The organism is Grimontia hollisae CIP 101886 (genome assembly GCF_000176515.1).
In the GTDB taxonomy this organism is placed as follows: domain Bacteria; phylum Pseudomonadota; class Gammaproteobacteria; order Enterobacterales; family Vibrionaceae; genus Enterovibrio; species Enterovibrio hollisae.
This window is the reverse complement of record NZ_ADAQ01000009.1, coordinates 115,689-141,306: the sequence shown is the minus strand read 5'-3', so window position 1 is coordinate 141,306 and position 25,618 is coordinate 115,689. Positions and strand designations below refer to the sequence as shown.

22 protein-coding genes and 6 tRNA genes are annotated in these 25,618 nt (G+C 50.8%); 15 read left to right on the top strand and 13 right to left on the bottom strand.

Going from position 1 to position 25,618, the window contains the following annotated elements; genetic code table 11:
* Positions 1–8: 8 nt before the first annotated feature.
* From folK to sfsA, 5 genes are all read right to left on the bottom strand, one after another.
* The gene (gene folK, locus VHA_RS03980; RefSeq protein ID WP_005502060.1) at positions 9–491 is read right to left on the bottom strand and encodes a 2-amino-4-hydroxy-6-hydroxymethyldihydropteridine diphosphokinase; all 483 of its coding nucleotides are present in this window, start codon (positions 489–491) and stop codon (positions 9–11) included.
* Positions 488–1,843: a polynucleotide adenylyltransferase PcnB gene (gene pcnB / locus VHA_RS03975; protein WP_005502058.1), complete on the bottom strand. Its 1,356-nt coding sequence runs from the start codon at positions 1,841–1,843 to the stop codon at positions 488–490. Before pcnB ends, folK begins: the two co-directional genes overlap by 4 nt.
* A 104-nt stretch (positions 1,844–1,947) precedes the next feature.
* A complete protein-coding gene (gene gluQRS / locus VHA_RS03970) occupies positions 1,948–2,820 on the bottom strand; it encodes a tRNA glutamyl-Q(34) synthetase GluQRS (RefSeq protein ID WP_005502056.1) in 873 nt (290 codons plus the stop codon).
* Between the two features lie 74 nt (positions 2,821–2,894).
* The gene (gene dksA / locus VHA_RS03965) at positions 2,895–3,344 is read right to left on the bottom strand and encodes an RNA polymerase-binding protein DksA (RefSeq protein ID WP_005502053.1); all 450 of its coding nucleotides are present in this window, start codon (positions 3,342–3,344) and stop codon (positions 2,895–2,897) included.
* Positions 3,345–3,475: 131 nt separating this feature from the next.
* Positions 3,476–4,186 (bottom strand): DNA/RNA nuclease SfsA, encoded by a 711-nt coding sequence (gene sfsA / locus VHA_RS03960; protein WP_005502051.1) that lies wholly within the window; start codon positions 4,184–4,186, stop codon positions 3,476–3,478.
* 140 nt (positions 4,187–4,326) lie between these two features.
* Between sfsA and hrpB the strand changes: the two genes are divergently transcribed.
* The 3 genes from hrpB (at position 4,327) to VHA_RS03945 (ending at position 10,913) form a co-directional block, all read left to right on the top strand.
* Positions 4,327–6,783, top strand: coding sequence for an ATP-dependent helicase HrpB (hrpB, locus tag VHA_RS03955; protein WP_005502049.1), 2,457 nt, complete (start codon positions 4,327–4,329; stop codon positions 6,781–6,783).
* A 10-nt stretch (positions 6,784–6,793) separates the two neighbouring features.
* The gene (gene mrcB / locus VHA_RS03950; RefSeq protein WP_005502047.1) at positions 6,794–9,136 is read left to right on the top strand and encodes a penicillin-binding protein 1B; all 2,343 of its coding nucleotides are present in this window, start codon (positions 6,794–6,796) and stop codon (positions 9,134–9,136) included.
* A 439-nt stretch (positions 9,137–9,575) separates the two neighbouring features.
* On the top strand, positions 9,576–10,913 hold the full coding sequence (locus tag VHA_RS03945) for an IS4 family transposase (protein ID WP_040528107.1): 1,338 nt from the start codon (positions 9,576–9,578) through the stop codon (positions 10,911–10,913).
* A gap of 40 nt (positions 10,914–10,953) precedes the next feature.
* Here VHA_RS03945 and VHA_RS03940 read toward each other — a convergent pair.
* Positions 10,954–11,029: transfer RNA gene (locus tag VHA_RS03940), tRNA-Thr, on the bottom strand.
* Positions 11,030–11,101: 72 nt separating this feature from the next.
* Positions 11,102–11,177, bottom strand: a tRNA-Phe gene (locus tag VHA_RS03935).
* Positions 11,178–11,459: 282 nt separating this feature from the next.
* On the opposite strand from VHA_RS03935, the gene VHA_RS03930 reads away from it, so the two are divergent.
* Genes VHA_RS03930 through VHA_RS03875 form a run of 12 tightly spaced genes read left to right on the top strand, consistent with a single transcriptional unit; the run spans position 11,460 to position 23,491 of the window.
* Positions 11,460–11,816: an STAS domain-containing protein gene (locus tag VHA_RS03930; protein ID WP_335596744.1), complete on the top strand. Its 357-nt coding sequence runs from the start codon at positions 11,460–11,462 to the stop codon at positions 11,814–11,816.
* A gap of 43 nt (positions 11,817–11,859) precedes the next feature.
* Complete coding sequence (locus VHA_RS03925) at positions 11,860–12,219, top strand: response regulator (RefSeq protein ID WP_040528169.1); 360 nt, start codon at positions 11,860–11,862, stop codon at positions 12,217–12,219.
* A 21-nt stretch (positions 12,220–12,240) separates the two neighbouring features.
* The gene (locus VHA_RS03920; RefSeq protein WP_005502041.1) at positions 12,241–14,334 is read left to right on the top strand and encodes a chemotaxis protein CheA; all 2,094 of its coding nucleotides are present in this window, start codon (positions 12,241–12,243) and stop codon (positions 14,332–14,334) included.
* Between the two features lie 9 nt (positions 14,335–14,343).
* Complete coding sequence (locus tag VHA_RS03915; RefSeq protein WP_005502039.1) at positions 14,344–14,850, top strand: chemotaxis protein CheW; 507 nt, start codon at positions 14,344–14,346, stop codon at positions 14,848–14,850.
* Positions 14,851–14,859: 9 nt separating this feature from the next.
* On the top strand, positions 14,860–15,333 hold the full coding sequence (locus VHA_RS03910; RefSeq protein WP_005502037.1) for a chemotaxis protein CheW: 474 nt from the start codon (positions 14,860–14,862) through the stop codon (positions 15,331–15,333).
* A 5-nt stretch (positions 15,334–15,338) separates the two neighbouring features.
* Positions 15,339–17,714: an aerotaxis transducer Aer2 gene (gene aer2, locus VHA_RS03905; protein ID WP_005502035.1), complete on the top strand. Its 2,376-nt coding sequence runs from the start codon at positions 15,339–15,341 to the stop codon at positions 17,712–17,714.
* Between the two features lie 2 nt (positions 17,715–17,716).
* A complete protein-coding gene (locus VHA_RS03900; protein ID WP_005502033.1) occupies positions 17,717–18,568 on the top strand; it encodes a CheR family methyltransferase in 852 nt (283 codons plus the stop codon).
* Positions 18,569–18,611: 43 nt separating this feature from the next.
* Entirely contained in the window at positions 18,612–19,259 is a 648-nt protein-coding gene (locus VHA_RS03895; protein WP_040528167.1) for a chemotaxis protein CheD, read from the top strand.
* Positions 19,259–20,302: a protein-glutamate methylesterase/protein-glutamine glutaminase gene (locus VHA_RS03890; RefSeq protein WP_005502029.1), complete on the top strand. Its 1,044-nt coding sequence runs from the start codon at positions 19,259–19,261 to the stop codon at positions 20,300–20,302. The genes VHA_RS03895 and VHA_RS03890 overlap by 1 nt, the downstream gene beginning before the upstream one ends.
* On the top strand, positions 20,295–21,470 hold the full coding sequence (locus VHA_RS03885) for a methyl-accepting chemotaxis protein (protein ID WP_005502027.1): 1,176 nt from the start codon (positions 20,295–20,297) through the stop codon (positions 21,468–21,470). The genes VHA_RS03890 and VHA_RS03885 overlap by 8 nt, the downstream gene beginning before the upstream one ends.
* A gap of 8 nt (positions 21,471–21,478) precedes the next feature.
* Complete coding sequence (locus VHA_RS03880) at positions 21,479–21,778, top strand: STAS domain-containing protein (RefSeq protein ID WP_005502021.1); 300 nt, start codon at positions 21,479–21,481, stop codon at positions 21,776–21,778.
* A gap of 21 nt (positions 21,779–21,799) precedes the next feature.
* Positions 21,800–23,491: a PP2C family protein-serine/threonine phosphatase gene (locus VHA_RS03875; protein WP_005502020.1), complete on the top strand. Its 1,692-nt coding sequence runs from the start codon at positions 21,800–21,802 to the stop codon at positions 23,489–23,491.
* Positions 23,492–23,551: 60 nt separating this feature from the next.
* Here VHA_RS03875 and VHA_RS03870 read toward each other — a convergent pair.
* From VHA_RS03870 to VHA_RS03845, 6 genes are all read right to left on the bottom strand, one after another.
* Positions 23,552–23,627, bottom strand: a tRNA-Asn gene (locus tag VHA_RS03870).
* A gap of 7 nt (positions 23,628–23,634) precedes the next feature.
* A tRNA-Phe gene (locus VHA_RS03865) sits at positions 23,635–23,710 on the bottom strand.
* 33 nt (positions 23,711–23,743) lie between these two features.
* Positions 23,744–23,819: transfer RNA gene (locus tag VHA_RS03860), tRNA-Thr, on the bottom strand.
* Between the two features lie 72 nt (positions 23,820–23,891).
* Positions 23,892–23,967 (bottom strand) — tRNA-Phe (locus VHA_RS03855).
* Between the two features lie 137 nt (positions 23,968–24,104).
* Positions 24,105–25,181 carry a membrane-bound lytic murein transglycosylase MltC gene (mltC, locus tag VHA_RS03850; RefSeq protein WP_220272479.1) on the bottom strand — a complete coding sequence of 359 codons (1,077 nt, stop codon included), beginning with the start codon at positions 25,179–25,181 and terminating at the stop codon, positions 24,105–24,107.
* A gap of 158 nt (positions 25,182–25,339) precedes the next feature.
* Positions 25,340–25,612 carry an oxidative damage protection protein gene (locus tag VHA_RS03845; RefSeq protein ID WP_005502015.1) on the bottom strand — a complete coding sequence of 91 codons (273 nt, stop codon included), beginning with the start codon at positions 25,610–25,612 and terminating at the stop codon, positions 25,340–25,342.
* Positions 25,613–25,618 lie beyond the last annotated feature (6 nt).

The window sequence follows — 25,618 nt, the reverse complement described above, 5'->3', positions numbered from 1 at the left end:
GGGTGTGCTTATGCGAGGATGGTCAGGCCGTTTTTGTCCGTGACGGCGACCAATTCTGCGACAGCACTGCCATCCGGCAACTGCAAGTCAGGGGCGATTTCGGCGAGAGGGTAAAGCACGAATTCACGCACTTTCATCCCGTAGTGTGGAACGGTAAGCCGTTCGCTTTCCAGTTGGAGATCCCCGTAAAGGAGGATATCCAGGTCAAGAGTCCGAGGGCCCCAACGTTCATCTTTACGTTCACGACCAAACGCCAGCTCAATGCGTTGAGTATGATCCAGAAGATCTAACGGTGGTAGCCTGGTGTCAATGGCTGCAACCGCATTGACATAATCCGGTTGGTCTGAAGGGCCCATCGGTTTACTGGTGTAAAGCGATGAGACACAGACAAACCGACTGTCCGGCAACTGTTTAAGGGCTTCAATCGCCAATTGGGCTTTTTCTGCCGGATTGCCAAGGTTGCTGCCTATCGCAATGTATGCACGGATCATGATTCTGATTTTGGTTTACGGCTACGTGGCTTACTCTTTCGGCGACGGCGGATCTTTTTCGCTGCACTCGCTTTGTTGAGCAACTGAACCATTTCGTAACGGCCATCGCGATCGGCTTTCTGGAATTCATCCCACCAGGTTGCCAGCTCTTTTAACTGGCCGCCTTCAATCTCTCCGCGCATTTCCAGAAAATCAAACGCGGCGCGGAATTTGTTTTGTTCCAGCAGTTTGTAGGCGCGATTGCCCGAACGGCGACTGAGGCGAAGCTGCAATTGCCAGATATCGCGGATCATCGCTGTGAAGCGGCGCGGGATGGCAATGCTTTTCACCTGCTCATCCAGAATGTCGTTCGCGGCTACCATAAAGGCATCGTAATAGCTCAGGCCACTTTCGAAGGCGATTTCTTCCGCGCGGGTCTCCAGCGGGTACCACAGCATAGCGGCAAACATAAAGGCAGGATTGATCCGCTGATCTTTCGCGACACGGGCGTCGGTAGATTTTAACACCAGTTCCAGCATCTTCTCGCACTTGCTACTGTGATCTTCGGTGAAGTGCTCATCAAGAAGCGGGAACAGTGGCGAAAATAGATTAAAGTCACGAAGCAATCGATACGTTGCTAAACCCTGACCGGATTGCAACAGCTTCAGGCTTTCTTCAAACAGACGGGCTGCCGGAATATCACGAAGCAGGTGAGCCAGTGCAGGGATTGGCGCAGCCGTCGCCTCGTTAATGCGCATATCAAGCTTGGCGGCAAAACGTACAGCGCGCAACATGCGCACCGGATCTTCGCGATAACGGGTTTCCGGATCGCCAATCAGGCGGATGGTGCGGTTTTTCAGATCTTCCACACCGCCGGCATAATCACGTACCGAGAAATCATCAATGTTGTAATAAAGGGCATTGATGGTGAAGTCGCGACGCTCGGCATCTTCATCAATAGTACCGTAGACATTGTCACGCAGCAGCATACCGTCATTGGAGCGGGCGGCAGCCTTGTCGCTTTTATCGCCCGCATGGTGACCACGGAATGTGGCAACTTCAATCACGTCGCGACCAAACAGAATATGCGCCAACCGGAAACGGCGCCCAACCAGACGGCAGTTTCTGAACAGTTTTCGCACTTCTTCCGGGGTGGCATTGGTGGCGATGTCAAAGTCTTTTGGCTGCTTGTTTAACAGCAAATCACGCACACCCCCGCCGACGAGGTATGCCTCAAAGCCAGCCTTATTCAGGCGATAGAGCACCTTCAGCGCATTTTCGCTGATATCTTTTCTTGATATACCGTGCTCTTGGCGTGGAATAATCTCTAGCTTCAGGTCGTCAATCGCGCGTGTTTTATTATCGCGATTCAATACCTTACGGCAAAAGCTGGTAACTCGATTAAAGATAACTCACCTCGTATCTGACAGGTCGGGCCATAAAAACGACGGCATATCATATATCACAGCTTTACATTTTAGAAAGCTGTAATCACTTCCGTCTTGCTTGGCAGCTTGGAGATCTGCCAGTTTTCAATGCCCCATTGGAGCAAATCGGTCACAGGTGCGCCGTACAACTCTTTTGGCGGCGGGTGGCCTAAAAATGCCAATGCTGCCTCCATCGCCGGACCGGGACGGGCATTGTCGATGGCGGGAGCATGGTTTTGCTTAGAAAGCTTATTCCCGTTGCTGTTGAGTGCAAGTGGCAAGTGCAAATAACTCACCTGGGGGGCACCCAGTTTTTGATATAGAGAAACCTGTCTTCCCGTCGGCTCAATCAGATCTGCGCCCCGAACGACCTCCGTGACACCTTGGTGAATGTCATCCAATACCACTGCCAGATTATAGGCAAACAGGCCGTCGCGGCGTTTGATGATGAAATCTTCTGCCGCCATGGCAGGGTCCAACGACATGACACCGTGCTTGATGTCAACAAACTCAGTAACAGGGTTATCGATGCAGACCCGCACAGCAGATCCTTCATTACCTAACGTCCGGTGGCGACAGGTGCCGGGATAGAGGCCGCCTGCATCCTTGATTTGACGTCGCGTACATTGGCAATAATAGGCTGCGCCAGTATCGAGCCAGGCATCAATTTGGGCCTGATAGGCGTCATAACGGTCATGTTGATAGAGTAAGCTGTCATCCCAGTGCAGGCCATAGGCTTCCAGCGTTTTTAGGATCGCGTCAGCCGCACCGGCCACTTCCCGTGGTGGGTCAATATCTTCAATACGAACCAGCCACTTCCCGTTATTGGCCCTGGCTTGCAGGTAACTGCCCAGGGCGGCAACCAGAGAGCCAAAATGGAGTGGGCCAGAGGGGGAAGGGGCGAACCGCCCGATATATTGCATTCTCTGTGTCTCTGAAAAAGGAAAAAGGGAGCTTAAGCTCCCTTTTTGCCATGAAACTTGGTAAAGCGGTAGGCTTAGCCAGCCATTTGCTTTTCTTTGATTTCTGCAAGGGTTTTGCAATCAATACATAGATCAGCGGTTGGGCGTGCTTCCAGGCGGCGAATGCCAATCTCAACACCGCAAGAATCACAGAAACCGAAATCATCGTCTTCCAGACGCTGAAGGGTCTTGTCGATCTTTTTGATCAGTTTGCGTTCGCGGTCGCGGTTACGCAATTCCAGGCTAAATTCTTCTTCCTGTGCCGCACGGTCAACAGGATCGGGGAAATTTGCCGCTTCATCTTGCATGTGATGTACAGTACGATCAACTTCTTCCCTGAGCTGATTGCGCCACGCTTGGAGGATTTTACGGAAATGATCAACTTGTTGATCATTCATGTATTCCTCGCCAGCCTTCTCTTGGTAAGGTTCTAACCCGGCGGTAGCCAGGATGCCCAGCGATTTTTTTACTTTGCTTTCTGGCATTAAGCGTTCTCCTAAATACACCCTGACCTGCTCGGTCAAAAGAGGGCGGTATCTATATCAGAAACCCTATAACGAGGCAATCTTTGTTTTTGCCTCATGTTATCCCAGTGTGAATATGTCTACATTTTTTCTCAATTCTGGGAGAACGGGACCCGTTTCGTTATGCTCATCTGGACGGGTGAAAGTGCCGCCTGATAGCAGATCACTTCTACGCCTTGTGCCTGAGCCTCTATAAGTAGCTGATTATAGACTGCATCTATGTGTTTTGCCGCAGAGACTTTCTCAATGCCAGTATGAAGCACGGCGAAAAAGAGCACGGCACGCTTCCCCTGTTGGGCAAGACTTGCCAGTTCCCGTAAGTGTTTCTGACCCCGTGTAGTGACAGCATCCGGAAAAAAACCTTGTCCATTTTCTTCCAGTAAAGTGACGCTTTTCACCTCGATATAACAGTCTTCCCTGTCCGGTGATTGCAGCAAAATGTCGATACGGCTCTTCTCTTCCCCGTAAGGCACTTCTGTTTTCAGGGTATCGTAACCTTGCAGTTCGTTGGCCACCCCTTCATTGATCGCTTCTACCACCAGACGATTAGCCTGCGCAGTATTTACGCAAATAAAGTGCCCATGACGGGTTTCTGTCAGCTCCCAGCTGTTGGCATATTTACGTTTGGGGTTGTCAGAGGTGGAATACCATACGGTATCCCCCGGTGTGGCACAGCCTGTCATGGCACCTGTGTTTGCACAGTGCATAGTGACTTCAGAACCCTCTGCCAATGTCACGTCGGCAAGAAAACGCTTATAGCGGCGGAGCAAGGTGGCAGGCTGTAAAGGCGGGTCAAACTTCATGGGATCCCTTGAAAGTGGTTAACGGCCAAATGTCCAGCGTTTAAGGCAAGTCGTTGAACACATTGATGGCTTCTGAATTCGAGCATCTTCAGCCTGTTTGGGTATACTGTGCGGGTAATTCTGACATAAAGGCGTTTCCATTGTCACAGCTCCCTATCGACAGCGTCCTGGATGACGTAATTTCGGCATTGTCCCAATCCCCACAAGTGATCCTGAAAGCCCCTCCCGGTGCAGGTAAATCGACCCGGCTTCCCCAGACGTTGCTGGAGAGACATGTCGTCGACGGCAAGATCATCCTGCTCGAGCCGCGTCGGCTGGCGGCGAGAAATATCGCCCGGTTTCTGGCCTCGCAGCGTGGTGAAAACGTGGGTGAAACCATTGGCCTGCGCGTGCGGGGGGAAACCCGGGTGAGTGGCAAAACCCGTCTGGAGATTGTCACTGAAGGTGTGCTGACCCGGATGATCCAGACCGATCCAGCCCTTGAAGGCGTGAGTCTCCTGATTTTCGATGAGTTCCATGAGCGCAACCTTCATGCTGATTTAGCGCTTGCACTGTCACTGGATGTTCAGGGCGCGCTGCGTGATGACCTCACTATTCTGGTGATGTCTGCCACTCTTGATGATGCAGCGTTGGCCGAACTGTTGCCTGACGCCAAGGTGTTGAGCTCAGAGGGGCGGAGCTTTCCGGTGGACGTGCGTTATCAGCCGGTTTCCCGCCAGTTTGGCTACGAGAACGACGTTGCCTCTGCCATCGCAACGCTGATGCAGGAGGAAAAAGGCTCCGCGCTGGTGTTCCTGCCGGGAGCGGGAGAAATCAACCGGGTAGCGGACGCGCTGGCAACGAAAGTGCAGGATACGGTGATGATTTGCCCGTTGTTCGGTCAGATGGATGCGAAAGCGCAGCAGGCCGCGATTGCACCGGCGCCGCAAGGGCAGCGTAAGGTCGTGCTGGCCACCAATATTGCCGAAACCAGTCTGACGATCGAAGGTATCCGGCTGGTGGTGGATTCTGGCTTTGAACGTGTGGCGCGGTTTAACCGAAAAACCGGGATCACCAAACTGGAAACGGTGCAGATTGCGCGTTCATCAGCAATACAGCGTATGGGCCGGGCCGGGCGTTTGTCGGAAGGGATATGTCTTCGCCTGTACAGTGAAGAAACGTTCCAGCGAATGCGCGCGGTGCCGGAGCCGGAAATTGTCACCAGCGATTTGATGCAACTGGCTCTGGAAGTGGTGCAGTGGGGGTGTTCGCCCAAAGATTTGCAATGGCTTGACCTGCCGCCTACCCAACACTGGCAACAGGCTGTTACCCTCCTGCGCCAGTTGGGGATACTGGATCAAAACGACGCGCTTACCGCCAGAGGAAAATACGTTACCGGGCTGGGTACTGATGCCCGACTTGGGGCGATGTTGGCGGCTGCGCGGGACTTTGGTGCTGAAGCCGTATCTGCCGCCTGCTGGCTGGCCGCCTGGGCAGAAGAACCCTTAAGGGGCAATGTTGATCCGGATCTTCGCATTCAGGTTGCTATGGCGATGAAAAAGCCCTCTTACCGTCAGCGTGCCGGGCAACTGGCCGTCAAGCTCAATGTGACACTGGACACTGACCTGTCTGCCGATTGGCTCCCGGTACTGGCGGCGGCTGCCTGGCCGGATCGCGTGGCTAAATCCCGTGGCAATAATGGTCGCTTTCTATTGAGTAACGGTCATGGTGCGCAGATTGATAGCGATCACCCGCTGGCTGGTGAAGAGGCGCTGGTTGCCGTGGACCTGATGAGCGTGACACAGGGCGACAGCCGCATTTTTACCGCTTGCAGTACAGACTTCGCAACCCTGCAAACAAGGCTGCCCTCACTGTTTTCTGAGCGGGAATGGGTAGACTGGGATGAAAAGAAAGGCGCGTTAGTGGCGGAGCATCACCTTTGCTGTGGCGAAATTGTGGTGACACGGAAAGTGCTTTCCCGCTTAAGTGACGACATGCTGACCCGCGCACTGGTCCAGGCCATAAAGCGGAAGGGGGAAGCGTCGTTGCCGATGTCGGAGAAAGCGCAGAGTCTTTTAAACCGTGCCCGTTGCGCGCAACACTGGGCGCTTCCGGTTTCCTTACCACCCTTGGATGAGCCTTCATTGCTGGATGCACTGGATGAGTGGCTGGCGCCTTTCATGATCGGGCTGCGCAGCATGCAGGATCTGAAAAAAATCGACGTTTACAGTGCGCTGGAAGCCTGGTTTGGCTGGGAGTCTACCAAGCAACTGAACCGGCTGTTACCGGAAACGTACGAGGTGCCGACCGGCTCGCGTTATGCCATCCGCTATCAGCCGGAGCAAAAACCGGTATTGGCGGTCAGGATACAGGAAATGTACGGGCAGGCGACCTCACCAACCATCGCCGATGGCCAGATAACCCTGGTGGTCGAGTTGTTGAGTCCGGCGCAAAGGCCGCTGCAAATTACCCAGGATTTAGCCGGATTCTGGCAAGGCGCTTACCGCGAGGTCCAGAAAGAGATGAAAGGCCGGTATCCAAAGCATGTCTGGCCAGACGATCCGGCCAATCACCAGCCAACACGCTTAACTAAAAAACATTTTAAACCGGAAGCCTGAAACAGACTTCATGACAAAAGAAACTAAAAACACCAAACCGCGCACGCGGCGTAAAGCCAGCCCGCGCAGTAACAACAAGACAGCGGCCCCGACGAAAAAAAACTGGGGTAAAACGTTGCTCTCCCTTGGCCTGAAATGCACGCTGGTCTTTGTTGCCGCTATGGCTATCTGGGGTATTTATCTGGATGGCAAAATCCGTGAGCGCTTTGATGGCCAGATCTGGCAGTTGCCCGCGGTGGTCTACGGCCGCATTCTCCATTTGGCACCGGGCGAGGCAGTCAGCATTGATACTCTCAAGCGTGAACTTGAACTGCTTAACTACAAGCGGGTACGCAGTCCGAAACGCCCTGGCGAGTATTCGGCATCAAAGACCCGGGTGGAAATCATCCGCCGCCCGTTTGAGTTTGAAGATGGCCCAGAGGCTGCCCAGCATGTCATGGTGTCGTTCAGCGATGAAGGGGTTCAGAGCCTCAAGCAGCTTGATAGTGGTAAACAACTGGGGTATCTGCGCATTGAGCCTAAGCTCCTTGGCATGATGGAGTCCAATACCGATGAGCAGCGTATTTTCCTGCCGCGTGAGCGCTTCCCTGAGTTTCTTGTTGATACTTTACTGACCACCGAAGACCGGGAATTCTATCATCACGACGGTGTATCACCACTGGCTATTGCCCGGGCACTGGTCGTGAACCTGAAAGCGGGCCGCACCGTTCAGGGTGGCTCAACCCTCACTCAGCAGCTGGCGAAAAACCTGTTCCTGACCCGTGACCGCACCCTGTGGCGAAAAGCGCAGGAAGCTTACATCGCCTTATTATTGGATTACCGTTACAGCAAGGACCGTATTCTTGAAGCCTACCTGAATGAGGTGTATCTCGGTCAGGCACGTGGTCAGGCCGTGCACGGTTTCCCGCTGGGGGCGAGGCTCTATTTTGGCCGCCCCATTGAGGAGTTGAGTATTGATCAGCTGGCGATGCTGGTGGGCATAGTGAAAGGGCCATCATATTACAACCCCTGGCGCTATCCTGAACGCGCACTGGAACGGCGAGATCTCATCCTGCGAATGATGATGGAAAATGGCTTCATCACTTCCGGGCAATATGCGGAAGCGGCAGCACGTAAGCTAGGCGTTCAGACGTCACCCAGTCTTAGCAGCCGCCAGCCTGCCTACTTTGAACAACTGACCCGTGAAATCCGTGAACGGGTTGGCAGTCAGTTCAATCCGGAAAGTGGCCTTCGTGTATTCAGTACTCTGGATCCGCTGTCGCAGTCCCTCATCGATAAGACAGTGGTTAACAAGGTGAATGAACTGAAGAAAGTGGCGGGCAAGGATCTGGAAGCGGCGGTCGTGATTGCCGATCGCCTGAGTGGGGAAATCCGCGCCATGGTGGGCGGCAGCCGTCCGGGGTATGCCGGTTTTAACCGGGCACTGAATGCGAGCCGACAGATTGGTTCGCTCTCCAAACCTGCCGTCTATCTGGCGGCGCTTTCGCAGCCGGACAGATACAATCTGGCGTCACCGCTGGAGGATAAACCGATTGTACTCAAGGGCGATCGGGGAAGTGAATGGAAGCCCCGGAACTATGATCGTCAATTCCGCGGTCAGGTGCCACTGCTGAAAGCATTGGCGAACTCCTACAACATCCCGACAGTGAACCTTGGTCTGTCTTTGGGCCTTGGCAAAGTGATAGAAACCTATGAAAAGCTGGGTGTCGATCCTGATCAAATCACCCGCGTTCCTTCGTTGTTGCTGGGGGCATTTACCTTAACACCGATGGAAGTGACACAAATGTTCCAGACCATCGGCAGCGGCGGCAGGAAAGCCAAGTTGACTGCGCTCCGTGCCGTTGTTACTCAGGATGGGCAAGTGCTTTACCGGAACTGGCCGAAATCGAGCCAGGCGGTGTCCGAGCAGGCAAGCTGGCTGACGATGTATGCGATGAAAGAAGTCGTGAGAAGCGGCACCGGCCGTTATCTCAATCCGTCATTTGGCTGGGCAGGGCTTGCGGGGAAAACCGGCACCACAGACAACAACCGCGACAGCTGGTATGTCGGTATTGATGGCCGCGAAGTGGTGACGGTGTGGCTGGGGCGTGATGACAACAAATCGACCAAACTGACCGGCTCGTCCGGTGCATTGCGCCTGTATGCGGATTATATCAAGGCAAGGCAGCCTGAGCCTCTGGTACTGAACTGGCCGTCTGAACTTGCCAGCGTGCCGTATCAGGTCCGGGACGGACAGTTTGTGACAGATTGCTTCAGTGACAGTAAATTGCCGATGTGGGATCCGGATGGTTACTGGCGCAAGCGCTGTGACAAGCCAGACCCGGTAGGCTGGCTGCAATCGCTGTTCAACTAGGGGCTGTTGACCTTTGGTGATGATTTTTGCAGCAGTTTGTGGGGATTTTATGCAAGGCATAGGCTTCGATGTGTAGCTAGCCTACATGAGAAGCTGATAACGCAGCAGAAATTCCCCACAAACGCTGCCCGAAGGGTTCTGCTCTAAGCGTTTTATGCTTTGTTGAGGTGTATTTGCTTAGAATGACTAGGCGGCACACACCTCGCCGCGCCTAAAACGCTTATAGCTAGAACAAAATTTAACCACCAAAGGTCAACAGCCCTTAGGCAGTATGAAGGATAAGGGTTGGACAAGCGCTCGGCCCTTTTCTTTGTGCAGTAGCGGCTGCCAAAAACAAAAAAGCCTCGTCAATTGACGCAATGCTGATCAGTTAAGGATCGGTTGACCGATCCTTCTGATGAGTCAGAATCTGAAATCATTCATTGATTTCAGATTTTTTATGCCTATTACCTCATATCTAAGTGATTTTCTCGAAGAATCACCCGTTGATGTTTCCCAACTCACGACGTTTGCTGAGCATGTCCCTTCAGAATGGGTTGCTGCAGCCGCATCCCTCTCTACTCAAGCCACCATCAGGCGTAGAAGATTACCCAGCGATATGGTCCTGTGGTTAATCGTGGGGATGGCATTCTTCAGAAATGAACCGATTGCTGAGGTAGCCCGTCGGATGAACATCTGTGCTGAAGGGCTTGCTGACGAAGCGCTTCTCGCCAAAAGTGCGCTGACTCAGGCTCGTCAACGACTCGGCTCTGAAGCACCTAAATGGTTGTTTAAAAAGTGTAGTGAGGGATGGGGCAAAGAAAGATACCCAGAGGATGATTGGCATGGCCTCCAGGTTTTTGCTGTTGATGGTGCATTATTCAGAACGGCAGACACTCCAGAGCTTCGCGAACACTTCGGCTCTGGGAACACCTCGGGTAAACGTCAAACACCCTACCCAGTTCTCCGACTTGTTACCATGATGAATGTGCGTTCTCATATCATCATTGATGCGGATATCAGTCCCTACCGTCGAGGTGAAATCCCCCTCGCTCAGCCCTTCATTAGTTCGCTTCCTGATAACTCGGTAACGCTGTTGGATAAAGGGTTCTATGGCGCAGATTTGTTGCTGAGCCTATCGGCTAGCGGTGTAAACCGTCACTGGCTCATTCCGGCTCGAAAGGGATTGGTGTACACGATTCTCGATGAGGAAGAAACCAATGACAATCTTATCGAAATGAAAGTCTCCCCTCAGGCCAGAAAAAAGAATCCGAGTCTACCTGAGAAGTGGCAAGTCAGGGCGGTGACTTATGAAGTGGATGGAAAAGAGAAGACCGTGTTTACTTCACTGCCACGAGAGAAGTACAGCGCTGAGCAAGTGGCCACGCTCTATCATGAGCGGTGGGAGATAGAGTTGGGATATCGAGACATCAAAAGCTCTATGCAGCACAATGCCATGACGTTGAGAAGTAAGACAGTCGAGCTTGTTTATCAGGAGTTATGGGGACTGCTTCTTGGATACAACCTGGTGAGACGAGAGGCCAGCCAAGCCGCGGTAGCTCATGGTCGTGCACCAAATGAAATAAGCTTCAAATACGCTTGCCAGTATATTGCGAGTCAACTAAGGATAATGAGCAAAGCTTTATCTCCGGGCAATACGCCTAAGAGGCTTAAGGCATTGAGAGGAGACTTATCTGTCCTGTTCATAGAAAAACGCCCCAGACCATCAAGACCTAGGGCAGTTAAAATGTCAAAGACCCGTTATCCGATTAATCGCAAAGCGGCTCCGCTTAAGTGAACTGCATTGCGTCAATTGACGAGGCCTTTTTGTTTTTAGATGGTGCCGGCTACCGGAGTCGAACTGGTGACCTACTGATTACAAGTCAGTTGCTCTACCAACTGAGCTAAGCCGGCACACAAACCGTGGAAATGTCGCTGATTACTGAGCCACATCTCCTTGTAACCGAATCATCGATTACTGAAATATGGTGCCTCGAGGCGGAATCGAACCACCGACACGGGGATTTTCAATCCCCTGCTCTACCGACTGAGCTATCGAGGCAACGGGCGCCATTAAATAGCAGAGCTGGGTGCTTGTCAAAATAATTTATCATCCCAAGCGCATGACTGCTGCTTTTTTACCTATAACGGTTTGAAATTGTGCACATAGGTTTCTTATTGAAACCTATTAACCGTATTGCGACAGGTGTAACCGTACTTTCTAGTTCGTCGTTCTGCTCATAAAGCGTATTTCATTCCAAAACTTAGATTGATGCTGTGGTTGGCTTCGTCAGTATTTTTATCACGGTGTCTCACTTTAAAACCAATTGGTTAAAAAACTTTCATTTCTCTCATTGTTGCTACACTTAGTGGTACGGAAGCTTTTCGACGCAAGTCAATCGTCAAAAGAAGGAATTCTGCGATGGGATTCTCATTGGGGGAGCAATTAGACATTACACAGGTGATGGACCTGAAAGGTCGCCTGCAAGCTGAGTTAAAGCAGTCCAACCGCTTGCTGATCGATGGTAGCGATGTATCACGTGTTGATGCGCCGGGATTACAGCTTCTACTTGCCGCCAAAAAGCAGTGTCTCAGCCAGTCCATCGATTGGACGTGGGAAGGGGCGTCCAGCGAACTGGTAGGAGCCGCAAAGACATTAGGGATGGTCGAGCTGCTTGGCTTGACTGATTTTGCTGAGTGAGTTTTTTCACGTAGTTCTTAGGTAGTTCAATCAGGGTGACAGTATGCGAAAAATTCTAGCTGCGGACGATTCGGTATCTATTCGTCAAATGGTAAGCCATACGCTCAAAGAAGCGGGCTATCAGGTTGAAACGGCTAACGACGGTGCTGAGGCGCTGAAAAAGGCCAAATCCGGTCAGTATGATGTCATTATCTCAGACGTCAATATGCCGAACATGGATGGTCTGGAGTTCGTCCGCCAGGTTCGAGCCGTGCCGCAATACAAATTTACACCGATTCTGATGTTGACCACTGAAACATCAGCGGAGAAAAAAAGCATGGGGAAATCCGCCGGTGCGACCGGCTGGATTGTTAAGCCGTTCAATCCCGACACCCTGTTGAAAACCTTGCAACGCGTTATTTAGTGTTCCATCTGGGAGACCGTTATGGCTTTGGACATGGACCAACTGCGTCGGATTTTCTACGAGGAGTGTCGTGAGAACCTTGAAATTCTGGAGCGTGAGCTGCTTGCCCTGGACCCGGATGCTGACGTTGACCTTGACATCATCAATACGATTTTCCGGGCTGCCCACTCAATAAAGGGAGGGGGGGCTACTTTTAATCTCAATGAAATCAGTCAGTTTACCCATGTCATGGAGACATTGCTTGATGAAGCCAGAGAAGGAAAACGTCGCCTCGATGCCAGCACCATAGATTTGCTCCTAAAAGGGGGCGATTGCATCAACAGCATGTTAGTGGCTTATGAGACCGAGTCCGATTTCGATCATGCGCTTAGGGATGCATTAACCGAACAGCTCAATATCTTGCTTAATGACGGTTTGCCAGCCAGCTCTGGTGTCGCATCGCCCCCAGCTGGTGAAGACACCCCGGCAGAGACAGCCCATACGCATGCCGGTGGCTGGGTCGTGCAATTTGTTCCGCATAAAGACATGTTTTTCTCCGGCAATGATCCAGTACGGATTCTTCGGGAAATGTTTGATCTGGGCGCAGACTGTGTCATCGAATGTGTTCAGGATACGCTTCCTGCCTTTCATGAAATTGAGCCAGAGATGTGTTATCTCAGCTGGAAGATCATGGTGGATGGCATTGTTGGGCGTGAACAGATTGAAGAGATCTTCGAATGGGTCGAAGACGAGTGTGAGCTCGACATTTCTCAGCAAATGTCCACTGGTCTTTCAGACACAGAATCTTTAGAGACTGAATCACAACCGACACAGGATACCTCCCCATCGAAAGACGTTCCGGTAAATACTCCTGCCGTTTCAGCTCCGCCCAGTGCTACAAAAGCTAAAGCACCGACAGCGAAAGTGGATGCGGTTTCGTCTATCCGGGTGGAAATTGACAAAGTCGACAATCTTATCAACTTGGTTGGCGAGTTGGTGATCACCCAATCCATGTTGACTGAACTTAGCCAGAACTTCTCTGAAAACAAGCTGGAACGTTTACAGGCGGGCCTTGATCAGCTTCTCCAAAACACCAAAGAATTGCAGGAAAGCGTGCTGAATATTCGCATGCTACCCATCAGTTTTGCCTTCAACCGTTTCCCACGTCTTATCCGCGATCTCTCTTCCCAGTTAGGAAAAAGTGTTGAACTGGTGATTGAAGGTGAGCAGACAGAGTTGGATAAAACCGTGTTGGAAAGGATTACCGACCCTTTGGTTCATCTGGTACGAAACGCGGTAGACCATGGCTTAGAGTTGCCGCAAGTGCGCCGCGACAAGGGTAAGTCAGAAACGGGGCGAGTGGATCTTTTTGCCTATCATCAGGGCGGTTCGATAGTGATTGAAGTGCGTGATGACGGCGCAGGGCTCAACAAAGAACGGGTTTGGAAGAAAGCGCTGGAAAAAGGGCTTATTCACGCTGATATCGCGTTGGACGATCTTTCTGATCATCAGGTCTACAACCTGATCTTTGCGCCGGGCTTCTCAACCGCAGAGGTGGTGTCCGATGTTTCTGGGCGTGGTGTGGGCATGGATGTCGTCAAACGCAACATAGAAGATCTCGGTGGTCACATTGAAGTGAACTCCAAGCCGGATAAAGGCAGTGTATTCCGTATCAGCCTGCCACTGACCCTGGCCATTCTCGACGGACAGTTGGTGAAACTGGCTGACCAAGTATTTGTGGTGCCACTTATCTCTATCATCGAATCGATTCAGATTGAATCAGAACGCGTAAAAGTCGCCACCGGTGGCGTAGAACTTTATCGGCTGCGAGACGAAAACATTCCTATCCTCAGGCTTAAGGAAGAGTTTGGTCTCGGCGGTTCGGGTGCGCTCGACAAGCAATTGTTGTGTTTGGTGGAAGCGGGGGGAAACCGGATTGGGTTGCTGCTGGATGAATTATTAGGCCAGCAACAGGTGGTGATTAAGAGCTTGGAGTCCAACTACACCCGGGTTAACGGCATCTCGGGGGCGACGATTCTGGGTGATGGATCTGTTTCGCTCATTCTGGACGTGCAGGGATTGATGGCCGGTTTTCTCAGTCGTGTTGGCGACGGCAACACGCACATAGCAGCATAGGAGGCATACATGGGTGAACAAGCTCTGGCTGTTGCAGAAAGCTCGGACACATTGATTGGCAGTGAAGACAGGCTCAAGGGGTCTGATTTCCTGAGTTTTGATCTGGCCCATGAACTGTATGGTGTTGATATCCAGACGGTTGAGGAAATCCGCGTGTGGGAGCAGCCTACCCTGATCCCACGCGCGCCGGCATTCATTCTGGGGGTTATCAACCTTCGCGGGATGATCGTTCCCATTATGGATCTTCGTGTCCGTTTCAACATCGGCAACGTCGAATACCTGCCGACGACAGTGGTGTTGATCCTCAAATCAGGGGCAGAGACGGGCAACCGTATGATGGGCATTGTGGTCGATGCGGTGTCAGATGTTATCGATATGGGAAATAACGGCCTGATGCCACCGATCGGAGACTCTGTGGTGATGCCTTTTGTCAGTGGGCTACTGAATGTTGATACGCAGGTGATGAGCTTATTGAATGTTGATGCCTTACTCGACATTGACAGTCTGGTGCATTGAGGAGGCGTTATGTCTGACGAAGTCATGGAATACCTCAGCTTTCTTATCGACGACGAGGAATATGGGTTGAATATCCTTGACGTTAAAGAAGTACGCGGGTGGTCAGAAGTGCGCAGGTTGCCCAACAGTGAAAGTTATCTGTTGGGTGTGCTTGAACTTCGCGGTGAATACATCCCTATCGTGGATCTCCGGCAACGGTTCAACATGGATCCATCGGTACTGAGTAAAACCACTGTGGTGGTGATTGTCAGGAACGCCAAAGGGCAGTTACTGGGGATCATTGTGGATGCTGTTGCTGAGGTGTACCAGCTTTCAGCAAACCACATTAAACCAGCCCCCGGTTTTGTGAAGATCGACGAGCGCTATATCGAAGGGATCGCGTCGGTGGATGGCAAGCATGTGGTACTTATCCGGTTAGAAAACCTGTTTGATTTTGAAGAGTTGCAGGAAGTAACGCAGCCAGATCTCGTGAGCGAGGGTTAGCAATTATGTCGTGGTGGAAAAAAGAAACAGCAGTTGTCACTGAAAACACACAAAAAGATCAAGGATTGAAAGCGCATATTGTTTCCGCTCTGGATACGGCGCAAACCGCTTTGATGATGGTCGATCGGGACTTCAAGGTGTTCTACGTCAACAATAAATCCGTTGAGCTGTTGCAGACACATGAAACCTTGTTCCGTTCCAAATGGCCCAATTTCCGTGCAGAAAAGGCGTGGATTGAAGGCACCTGTATTGATATGTTCCACAAGAACCCGGCACACCAGCGTCAGCTGTTGTCGAATCCTGCCAACCTTCCTTATGAAACCAACATCCAGGTTGAAGATGTCACCTTAAAGCTGGTCGTAGGCGCGGTCACGGATGAAAACGGTGAATACATCGGGAATACTCTTGAGTGGGATGACATCACAGAAGAGCTGAAAGCAAACAACGAGCGTGCTCGGTTGCAAGCTGCGATTGACCAGTCTCTGACGGCAATGGTGCTGATTGATCGGGACTTTGCTATCACCTATGTCAATGAACAAACGGTGGAACTGTTTGAGATCCATCAGGCATCGTTCAGACAGATTTGGCCGGGCTTTACGGCCACTAAAGACTGGTTGATGGGACGCTGTATTGATGAGTTTCACAAGAACCCGGCGCATCAGCGCAAACTGTTGTCTGATCCCAACAACCTGCCCTACAAAACGGACATTCAAGTTGCGGGTATCACCATTGAACTGAATGTTGCGGCCATCATTGATGCCAGCGGTAACTATATTGGCAACAGCCTGGAATGGCGGGATGTGACCGCGGTTCGCGACCGAGAGGTTGAAGTGGGGCGTCTGGTTTCCGCTGTAGAAGGGATGACCACCAACATCATGATGGCGGACAAAGACGGAAACATTACCTATTACAACCCGGCGCTAAAGAATTTGCTGCGCAACCGCGAAAACGATCTTCGCAGCTTCTTTCCGGGTTTCCAGGCTGACGGCCTGGTGGGCAAGAATATTGATATTTTTCATAAAAACCCTTCGCACCAGCGCAACATTATCAGCAATCCTGATCGCCTGCCTTATACCGCTGAAATCAAGGTGGGTGATCTTGAATTCTCCCTCACCTGTATCGCGATGTATGACTCGGCGGGTAACTACATTGGCCCGGCACTCCAGTGGGAAGACATTACTGAACAAATGGCGGGCCAACGTGATGTTCAGAGCCTGATCACCGCGGCTTCTGAAGGGAGGCTGGACACACGGATGGATACTGCCAAGTACACCGGTTTTATGGCTAACCTCAGTGATGGCATCAATGGCCTGCTCGACAGCATGGTTGAACCCCTTAACAACTGTAAGGATGTGATGTCTAAAGTGTCAGCCGGCAATCTCAAGATCAACATGCCTGATGACTATAAGGGGGATTTCGCCCAGTTGAGTAATGCCGTTAATACCTCGATCACCAACCTGCGTGACATGGTAGAGAAGATCACCGCCTCATCAGCCCGTGTGGCTTCTGCATCCGGGGAAATTGCTGAAGGGAATTCGGATCTCAGTGAGCGCACTGAAGAACAGGCTGCGAGCCTGGAGCAAACGGCTGCCAGTATGGAAGAGATGACCTCGACCGTGAAACAGAATGCAGAGAGCGCCAATGCCGCCAACCGTCTGTCGCAAGATGCCAGTTCCAAAGCCCACAAAGGTGGAGAAGTGGTCAAGCAGACAGTGGAAGCCATGGGGGAAATCAATAAAGCGAGCAAGCGCATCTCTGACATCATCAGTGTTATTGATGAAATTGCTTTCCAAACCAACTTGTTAGCGTTGAATGCGGCCGTTGAGGCAGCACGCGCAGGGGAGCAGGGCCGCGGTTTTGCCGTGGTTGCCGGCGAAGTGCGTAACCTGGCACAGCGAAGTGCGGGGGCAGCGAAAGAAATCAAAGATCTGATTAAAGACAGTGTCGAGAAAGTTTCGGAAGGTTCAAGACTGGTAGATGAATCCGGTGCCATGCTCAACGAAATTGTTGATGCAGTCGGAGAAGTGAGCACCCTGATTGGCAAGATCAATGCGGCAAGTCAGGAGCAGGCAACCGGTATTGATGAAATTTCGAAAGCGGTGGTCAAGATGGATGAGATGACCCAGCAGAATGCTGCGCTGGTGGAAGAAGCCTCTGCCGCGAGCCAGTCACTGCGTGATGAAGGCAGTGAACTGCTGAATCTGATCAGCTTTTTCCAGGTCGACAGCAGCAAAGCTAATCTTGGCGAGGGTAAAGAGCCAATAAAGAGTTTCTCAGGAACGGTGCCCACACCCAAAACCAGTAGTCCTGCCAAACCAATCAAAAAAGTCGCCAACGGTCCATCGCCAATGACCGATGAAGATGACTGGGAGGAGTTCTAACGGTGGGCGCAATTCAGGCGCTAAGCCAAATTGAAGAGCAGCGCGAGTTTGAGTTCACTGACAAGGACTTCAGGTTCATTCAGGAGTTTATGCTCAGGGAGACGGGAATTTCTCTCTCTGAGCGTAAAAACGCCATGGTGTATGGCAGGTTGGCGCGTCGGCTTCGTCGTACCGGGTTGAGTAACTTCAAAGATTACTTTGCTAGGGTGGAAAAAGAACTGGATGAGCGAGTGGCATTTATCAATGCGTTGACCACGAATAAAACCCAGTTCTTTCGTGAAAAGCACCATTTTGATTATATGGCAAATACCCTGATCCCAACGTGGCAACAGCAACATAGGCACCGCATCCGTATCTGGTCAGCAGGCTGCTCAACCGGTGAGGAGCCATATACCATCGCCTCGACACTCGCTGCAGGTGGCATGCTCTCTCCCAGTTATGACTGCAAGATCTTGGCTACTGATCTTGATACCCAGGTGCTGGATGTTGCCCGAAATGGCACTTACGGCATTGAGGCTGCCAAGGCGATCCCGGCTCAGGAGCTCAAACACGGGTTTATCCGGGGGAAAGGCAAAAAACAGGAATTGCTGAAAGCCAAATCCTTGCTGCAACAGGCAATCACTTTCAAGCAATTAAACCTGATGGGACATTGGCCACACAAAGGTCCGCTTGATGCCATATTTTGTCGCAATGTCATGATTTATTTTGAAAAAGATATACAGCAGCAGCTCATACACCGTTTCTGGGAAAAGCTTGGGAGCGGCGGCATTCTTTTTATCGGTCACTCAGAAAGTATCGGGCAAATGGGAAGCAGGTTTGAGAATCTGGGACAAACAATGTTCCGTAAACCCTGAGGTATTGATTTCCCCGTCCTGATTACTGCGAACAGAGCTTGGTATGCATAAGATCCTAGAGCTTACGGGATGTCCGGTTGGAGCGGGTGCGAAACGCTTCTTCCATCCTGGTAAGCAAATGATGATGGTCAAAATCCAGCCCGGTGAAGTCTATGTGACTTCAGAACGAGAGCTGATTGCGACAGGGCTGGGATCCTGTATTTCTGCTTGCGTGTGGGATCCGTTCATCGAGTTGGGTGGAATGAACCACTTTATGCTGCCGTTGGGAGACTCAGACGATATCGATAACTGGGATCCGACCCAATGGCGCTCGAAGGCTGCCCGGTATGGCAACTATGCCATGGAGATTTTGATCAACACCTTGATCCAGCAAGGGGCGGTTAAAAGTCGCCTGCAAGTGAAGTTATTTGGCGGTGGCATGGTAATGGGCATGGGTAAACAAGCCAATATTGGCCAAAAGAATATTGAATTCATTAAAAACTACATCAAAAACGAAGGATTGCATTTAGTCAGCGAAGATCTTGGCAGTGAATATCCACGAAAAGTGGTGTTTGACCCGATAACGGGAAAAGCCTGGGTAAAAAAATTGCGTGGGTATCGTGGTGAGGTAGAAGCCGAAGAAAACAGCTACAAACGACGCCTGATACATGAGGCGGAACAGGATAATAGCAACAGCGCGGAGCTTTTCTAATGGGAAAACGGGTACATAAAGTACTGATTGTTGATGACTCTGCCGTTTTTAGAGCATTGCTCAGTGAAATTATCGCTTCAGATCCTAGACTCGAGGTCGTGGGTGTTGCCGTTGACCCCTATGACGCGAGGGAAAAAATTAAAAAACTGAAACCTGACGTGCTCACGTTGGATATCGAAATGCCTAAGATGAATGGTGTCCAGTTTTTGCGTAATTTGATGCGCTTACACCCTATGCCTGTGGTGATGATATCGACATTGACCCAGCACGGTGCCGATGCCACGCTGGCAGCGCTGGATATTGGTGCGATTGATTACTTCCCCAAACCCACGGAGAACGTGGTGGCAGAAATGGGGCAATACCGCCAGTTGGTGATTGAAAAAGTCCAGATGGCTGCAACGGCAAACATCACTGGTGCGGCGCGTTACTCCTCTGGTGAAGTCAGTGTTTCTGGCCGACAGTTGCAGTCTGACTTCGATATCATCGCTATTGGTGCATCAACCGGCGGCACTGAAGCTATCCGTCATGTGCTGGAAGCCCTGCCAGGCGTGATGCCACCTATCGTGATTACCCAGCACATCAAAGCCGTGTTTAGCAAATCCTTTGCAGAAAGGCTAAACAGAGCCTCCAACCTACACGTTGAAGAACTTTCAACCGACAAAGCGCCTTTGGTCACTGGGCGTGTTTACGTGGCCCCGGGCGATCATCATATGCAGGTGGTTAAGCATAGCGGGCGCTATTATTGCGTAAAAAATGACGCTGAACCGGTACAGCGGCACAAACCTTCCGTGGATGTCATGTTTTCCTCGATTGCGGATGCCGCAGGTAGTAAGGCGTTATCTGTTCTCTTGACGGGTATGGGGAGGGATGGGGCTGAAGGTATGCTGGAAATGCGGCAGGCCGGTGCCGTGACCGTAGCACAGGATGAAAACAGTTCTGTGGTATGGGGGATGCCAAGGGCGGCGATAGAAATAGAAGCAGCACAACACGTGTTGCCATTAGAAAAAATTGCGACTTACCTCGTAGGTAAAGTGTATGGCTAGAAAAAATAGAAGCATCATTATCGCGCTGCTGGGCATAGCAGCAGGCGGGTTCCCATTATTGGTTGAACAAAGCCTGACAAATGTTGTGGCATCAACCATTGTCATTATGACTATTTTGATGTTGGTAAGGCAGGGTGGCAGTTCTGGCTCATCGCAAGGTGGTGAGGACGTGCAGGATGCTCTCCAGGACGATTTGACCGTGTCTTATGAATCTACGGCGATTCTGCACAAGATCCACAGCATCCTCAACATTGAGCTCATTCCAATTCGTGAACAGCTTGACCGCCAACAGGAAGTGATTAACAACTCTGTACAAAACCTCAATGCCAGCTTTTTTGGTATGGAGCGCGCGGTCAGCGAGCAGGCAGCGCTTGCCAAGCACATGGTGACCGAACTTCTCAATAATGAAGAGAGTGAGTTTAACCTCACTAAAGTCCTGCCTGAAACAGAGCAAGCGATTGATAAATATATTGATTTACTGGTTAAGGTATCAGAAAAGTCCATCACGGCCATCCACTGTATCCATGACATGTCAGAAAAGCTTGAAGCGGTATTTGGCTTGCTCGACCAGGTTCAGGCGATGTCAGATCAAACCAACCTATTGGCATTGAATGCGGCAATAGAGGCGGCAAGGGCTGGTGAGCAGGGGCGTGGTTTTGGCGTTGTGGCCTCAGAAGTACGGGATCTTGCCAACCGGGCATCAACACTCAATAGCCAAATCCACCGAGACATCAATCTGGCGCAGAATACCGTCAAACAAACCAATGCTATTGTGGGTGAGATAGCCACGTTGGACATGACGTCCTCGATTGAGTCTAAAACCCGAATCGAATCCCTGTTAAAAGGGGTTCAGGAAGTGAATCATCAAGTGACCTTGGAAATCGGCAAGATGACCGAGCAAGGGGAAGCAGTACGGGCGGAAGTGTCCAAGAGTATTCAGGGCCTGCAGTTTGCAGACATTGTGTCCCAGCAGGGTCAGCATGTGTTAAATAACCTCCATATTCTGGAAGATTTGAACGCGCTTATCATGGCGAGTCTGGATTCTGGCAATGTGGACTGGGTCGCACTGCACAAAGCCGTGGACGATATTGAAAAAATGGCTGGCTCAGCGGAGCGAGCCCCGGCAAAACAAATGTCCGCAGATGAGGGCGACATAGAACTGTTTTAGGAGACACTATGGCCATCAGTCGTGAAGAAAAAAGTGACGGTAAGGAAGTGGTAATCCATGTGAATGGGCAGTTTGACTTCAGCGTTGTGCAGGAATTTCGCGATGCGTATCAGGGCTGTCACGGTAAAGAGATAGTCGTCGACTTTCGGGGCGCCGAATATATAGACAGTGCCGGGTTAGGGATGTTGCTGAATATGCAAAGTTTCCTGAACAAAAAAGAAAGGGACATCCGCCTGATCAACACCATGCCACAAATCAAACGTGTTTTGGTTATTGCCCGTTTTGAGAAGAAGTTTGTGATCGAATAAGCCGGTTGATGGAGGTAGCGGGTGAAAGCGTTAATCGTTGAAGATGAAGTCTCGCTGCAATGTTTTCTTGAGCATGTGCTTAAGGATGAATTTGATGAGCTGTTAATTGCAGACAATGGCCAAATGGCGCTTGATATATTGGCGTCACTCGATGAGCTTCCCAGTTTGATCATCATGGATGTGTTGATGCCGGTGATGGATGGCTTTGAGGCGGCAAAGCAAATCCGGATGCGCTACAAAGCCCACTATTTACCGATCGTATTTTTGACCGGCATCGTCGACAACGATGCGTTTAATCGCTGTATGACGCTGGGGGATGATTTTCTCACCAAACCGGTCAGCCGTACCACCATTGTCGCTAAAGTGCGCGCACACTGTCGCAGCATCCGTTTATACAATGAAGTTGCGATCCAGCGTGACAAGCTTAAGCATTTTCAGGCACATACATTGTATGAACATACGATGGCCGAAACCATTTTCAGTAACCTGATGCAAGCGTGTTATCAGGAAGCAGAAGGGGTCGAATTTTATACCAGCTCCTTTACCAACTTTAACGGTGATGTCATCCTCGTCACTCCCAGACCACAGGGGGGGATTTATGCCATGCTGGCTGATGCCACTGGCCATGGTCTTCCCGCCGCTATTTCGACCATACCTGCCACCAAAGCGTTTTTTGCTATGACCAAAAACGGTTTCGCTCTCGGTGATATCGTGAAAGAGATGAATGAGACGCTGAAGAAATTTCTTCCGCCCGGCATGCTGGTGGCCGCAAACCTGTTTGAAGTGTCTGCCAGCGGTCTGGATGTGAATTGGTGGGGGGGAGGAATGCCCGATGGGTATCTGCTGGATAAAAACGGCGAGATAAAAACGCGTTTACCATCAGCGCATATGGCACTGGGTGCGATGAATTCAGACGAGTTTGAAGCCAATGTCGTCGCGTTGAAAATGGTTGAAGGGGACAAACTGTTCTTTTTTACTGACGGCGTAATTGAAGCACGTGATGCCAATGGCAGGGAGCTTGGTGAAGAAGGGTTGGAGGCCATGTTTGGCGAACACTTTTCCAGCATGATCAAAGCAACCCGTGATCATGTGACCCATTTCACTCAAGGCGGTGGTGTTGGTGACGATATGTCTATGCTTGAGATGACCGCGCCTATCCGCAGCCGCGTAGAGCATCAGCCTGGTGAACCAGAATATTATGCGCGCCGTTCACCCGCCCAACTGACCGTATACTTCGGTGCGAAAGAGTTGAGAAAAGTGAACCTGGTGGGGGAGATCAGGCGCATGCTCAAAGGCACCCTTGGTAGCAACATCGATTTGGATTTGATGTGTACTATTATGTCCGAACTCGCCAATAATGCCCTTGAACATGGGCTGTTGAAACTGGCGTCCAACCTTAAGGTGGACAGCGACGGTTTCCTTGATTATTACCTCAAAAGGCAGGCGCGGCTGGACGCGCTGGACGAATTTGCTTTTATGGAAGTGGGTATTTCCTTTAATCCCGACAAACGGGAGCTAACATTCTATGTGTCACATAACGGCGAAGGTTTTTATTTTGAGGACGCCGATAGCACTCTGGAAGATGCTGTGGCCCGGTGTGGCAGAGGGATCGCGCTGGTGACAGAACTTTGTGAAAACTTTACCTATCAGGATGAAGGGCGTACCGCCCGCGGTACTTTCCGTCTCGCTGCTGGCATGGAATACAACGTATAGCTTTCTTTTTCTAAACACCAGACGAAAAAAAACCTGCTAGCGATAGCAGGTTTTCTTAAGTGGCTCCCCCTGCTGGACTTGAACCAGCGACATACGGATTAACAGTCCGCCGTTCTACCGACTGAACTAAGGGGGAAGCGTAATGGTGCCTCGAGGCGGAATCGAACCACCGACACGGGGATTTTCAATCCCCTGCTCTACCGACTGAGCTATCGAGGCAACTTTATAAGCGCAAGACTCTATATTAAAAAATGGTGCCGGCTACCGGAGTCGAACTGGTGACCTACTGATTACAAGTCAGTTGCTCTACCAACTGAGCTAAGCCGGCACACAAACTGTGGAAACGTTGCTTCTTACTGAGCCACATTTCCTTGCAACCAAATTATCGATTGCTGAAATATGGTGCCTCGAGGCGGAATCGAACCACCGACACGGGGATTTTCAATCCCCTGCTCTACCGACTGAGCTATCGAGGCAACGAGCGCCATTAAACGGATTTTGAGCCTTACCGTCAACACCTTTTTTTAAAAAAAAACGTCAAATAAGTCTGTTTGGTGTCTTTTTCATCTATTTGATTTAAAAAACCTCAGCTTTTCCGGTATTTCCCACGTTTTTATTGCATAGTCCGGAATTCTTTTTGGAACTTAGTGACCTTTTGCAAGTAGCGTCTTGACTCTGAAGAGGGGTGCTTATTGGTCAGCGCCCAGTAAACCTGGCTGGGATTCAATCGGTTTAAATCATTCATCGCCCGTTTACGGTCAGAACGGTGAAACGTTTTCAGCACATTGCCTGTCCCGCCATTGTAGGCAGAGATCATACTGTAGTGTTTTGACAGCGGATCACGCACGTCTTTGAGATAGCGGGTTTTCAGTATATAGAAATAGGCGGTGCCTGCATCGATATTACGGGCCGGATCGAAAAGGTATTCGGGTGAGGGTTCACCGGGGCGTTGTTTTACCAGTTTAAACACATCACGCCCTGCTGTTCTCGGGACTACCTGCATCAAACCGTATGCGTTGGCCCAGCTGACAGCATAAGGATTGAAGCTGCTTTCTGTCTTGATAATGGCGTAGATCAGATCTTCCGGTATCCCGTAGCGTTTGGAAGCCTCACGGATAATATCGGCATATTGATAACGGCGTTTGCTGGAGTGATCGCGCACCATGGGGATTTCGACATAGAAGACTTTCTGGAACGTTAGTGATTTCGTTTTCATTTTGTGGGCAATCAGATAGTCAGCGTAACGGTTGGCACGCCACTCCCACGCGATTTCCTTGCCGTCATGATCGAGAATTTGTCCCTGCAGAAAAGGTGCCCCCGACAACGTGACTTCTGCGGCGGAGTAAAGATCTACTGAGGCAGGATCGTTCGGTGTCAGCAGGGTGGTGACAATGGCTTGTTTCAGGTGTTGTTTAGGTTCTGTGGTGGCGACGGTTTCAATGGTGACCAGGCCATTGGCGAAATCGACACGGGCACGGCTTTTGTAATTGTCTGTGTACTTTACATAATCACTTTTGCCCGAGACATAGATTTCATCTTTACCCCACTTCGCTTCGATATCGCCAGTGAAACTGTTGATGAGACGATCGAGCGCGGCATGGTCTTTTTCAAACTGGCCGGGAAGCGGCGCGAGATTTTTCGCAAAGCGGTTGGTGGTTTCGTAGTTGACACCGAAGGTCGATTCAACCATTTCACGGCTACAGCCAGATGTGATGATTGTCAGAAGTAAAATGGTGAGTAAGTAGCGCAAGGCGGTAGATTCCGTTAAAAACAAAAAAGCATCCTGAGTAGCGTAATCAGGATGCCTTTATTTACAAAATGATAAGTGCACGTTATGTGCAGAAAACCTTATTCAGAAGGTGGCATGTAGCCCTCGATCACAGTGTCATGACCTTCAAACAGGTATTTCACCATTTCGTCTTCCAGCAGCTTGCGGTGTTCTGGTTCCATCATGTTGAGTTTCTTCTCATTGATCAACATGGTTTGTTTACCTTGCCATTGCGCCCAGGCTTCTTTGGAAATGTTGTCGAAAATGCGTTTACCCAGCTCACCCGGGTACAGTTGAAAATCCAGACCTTCTGCTTCTTTTTTCAGACGCTGGCAAAATACAGTGCGGCTCATTATTAA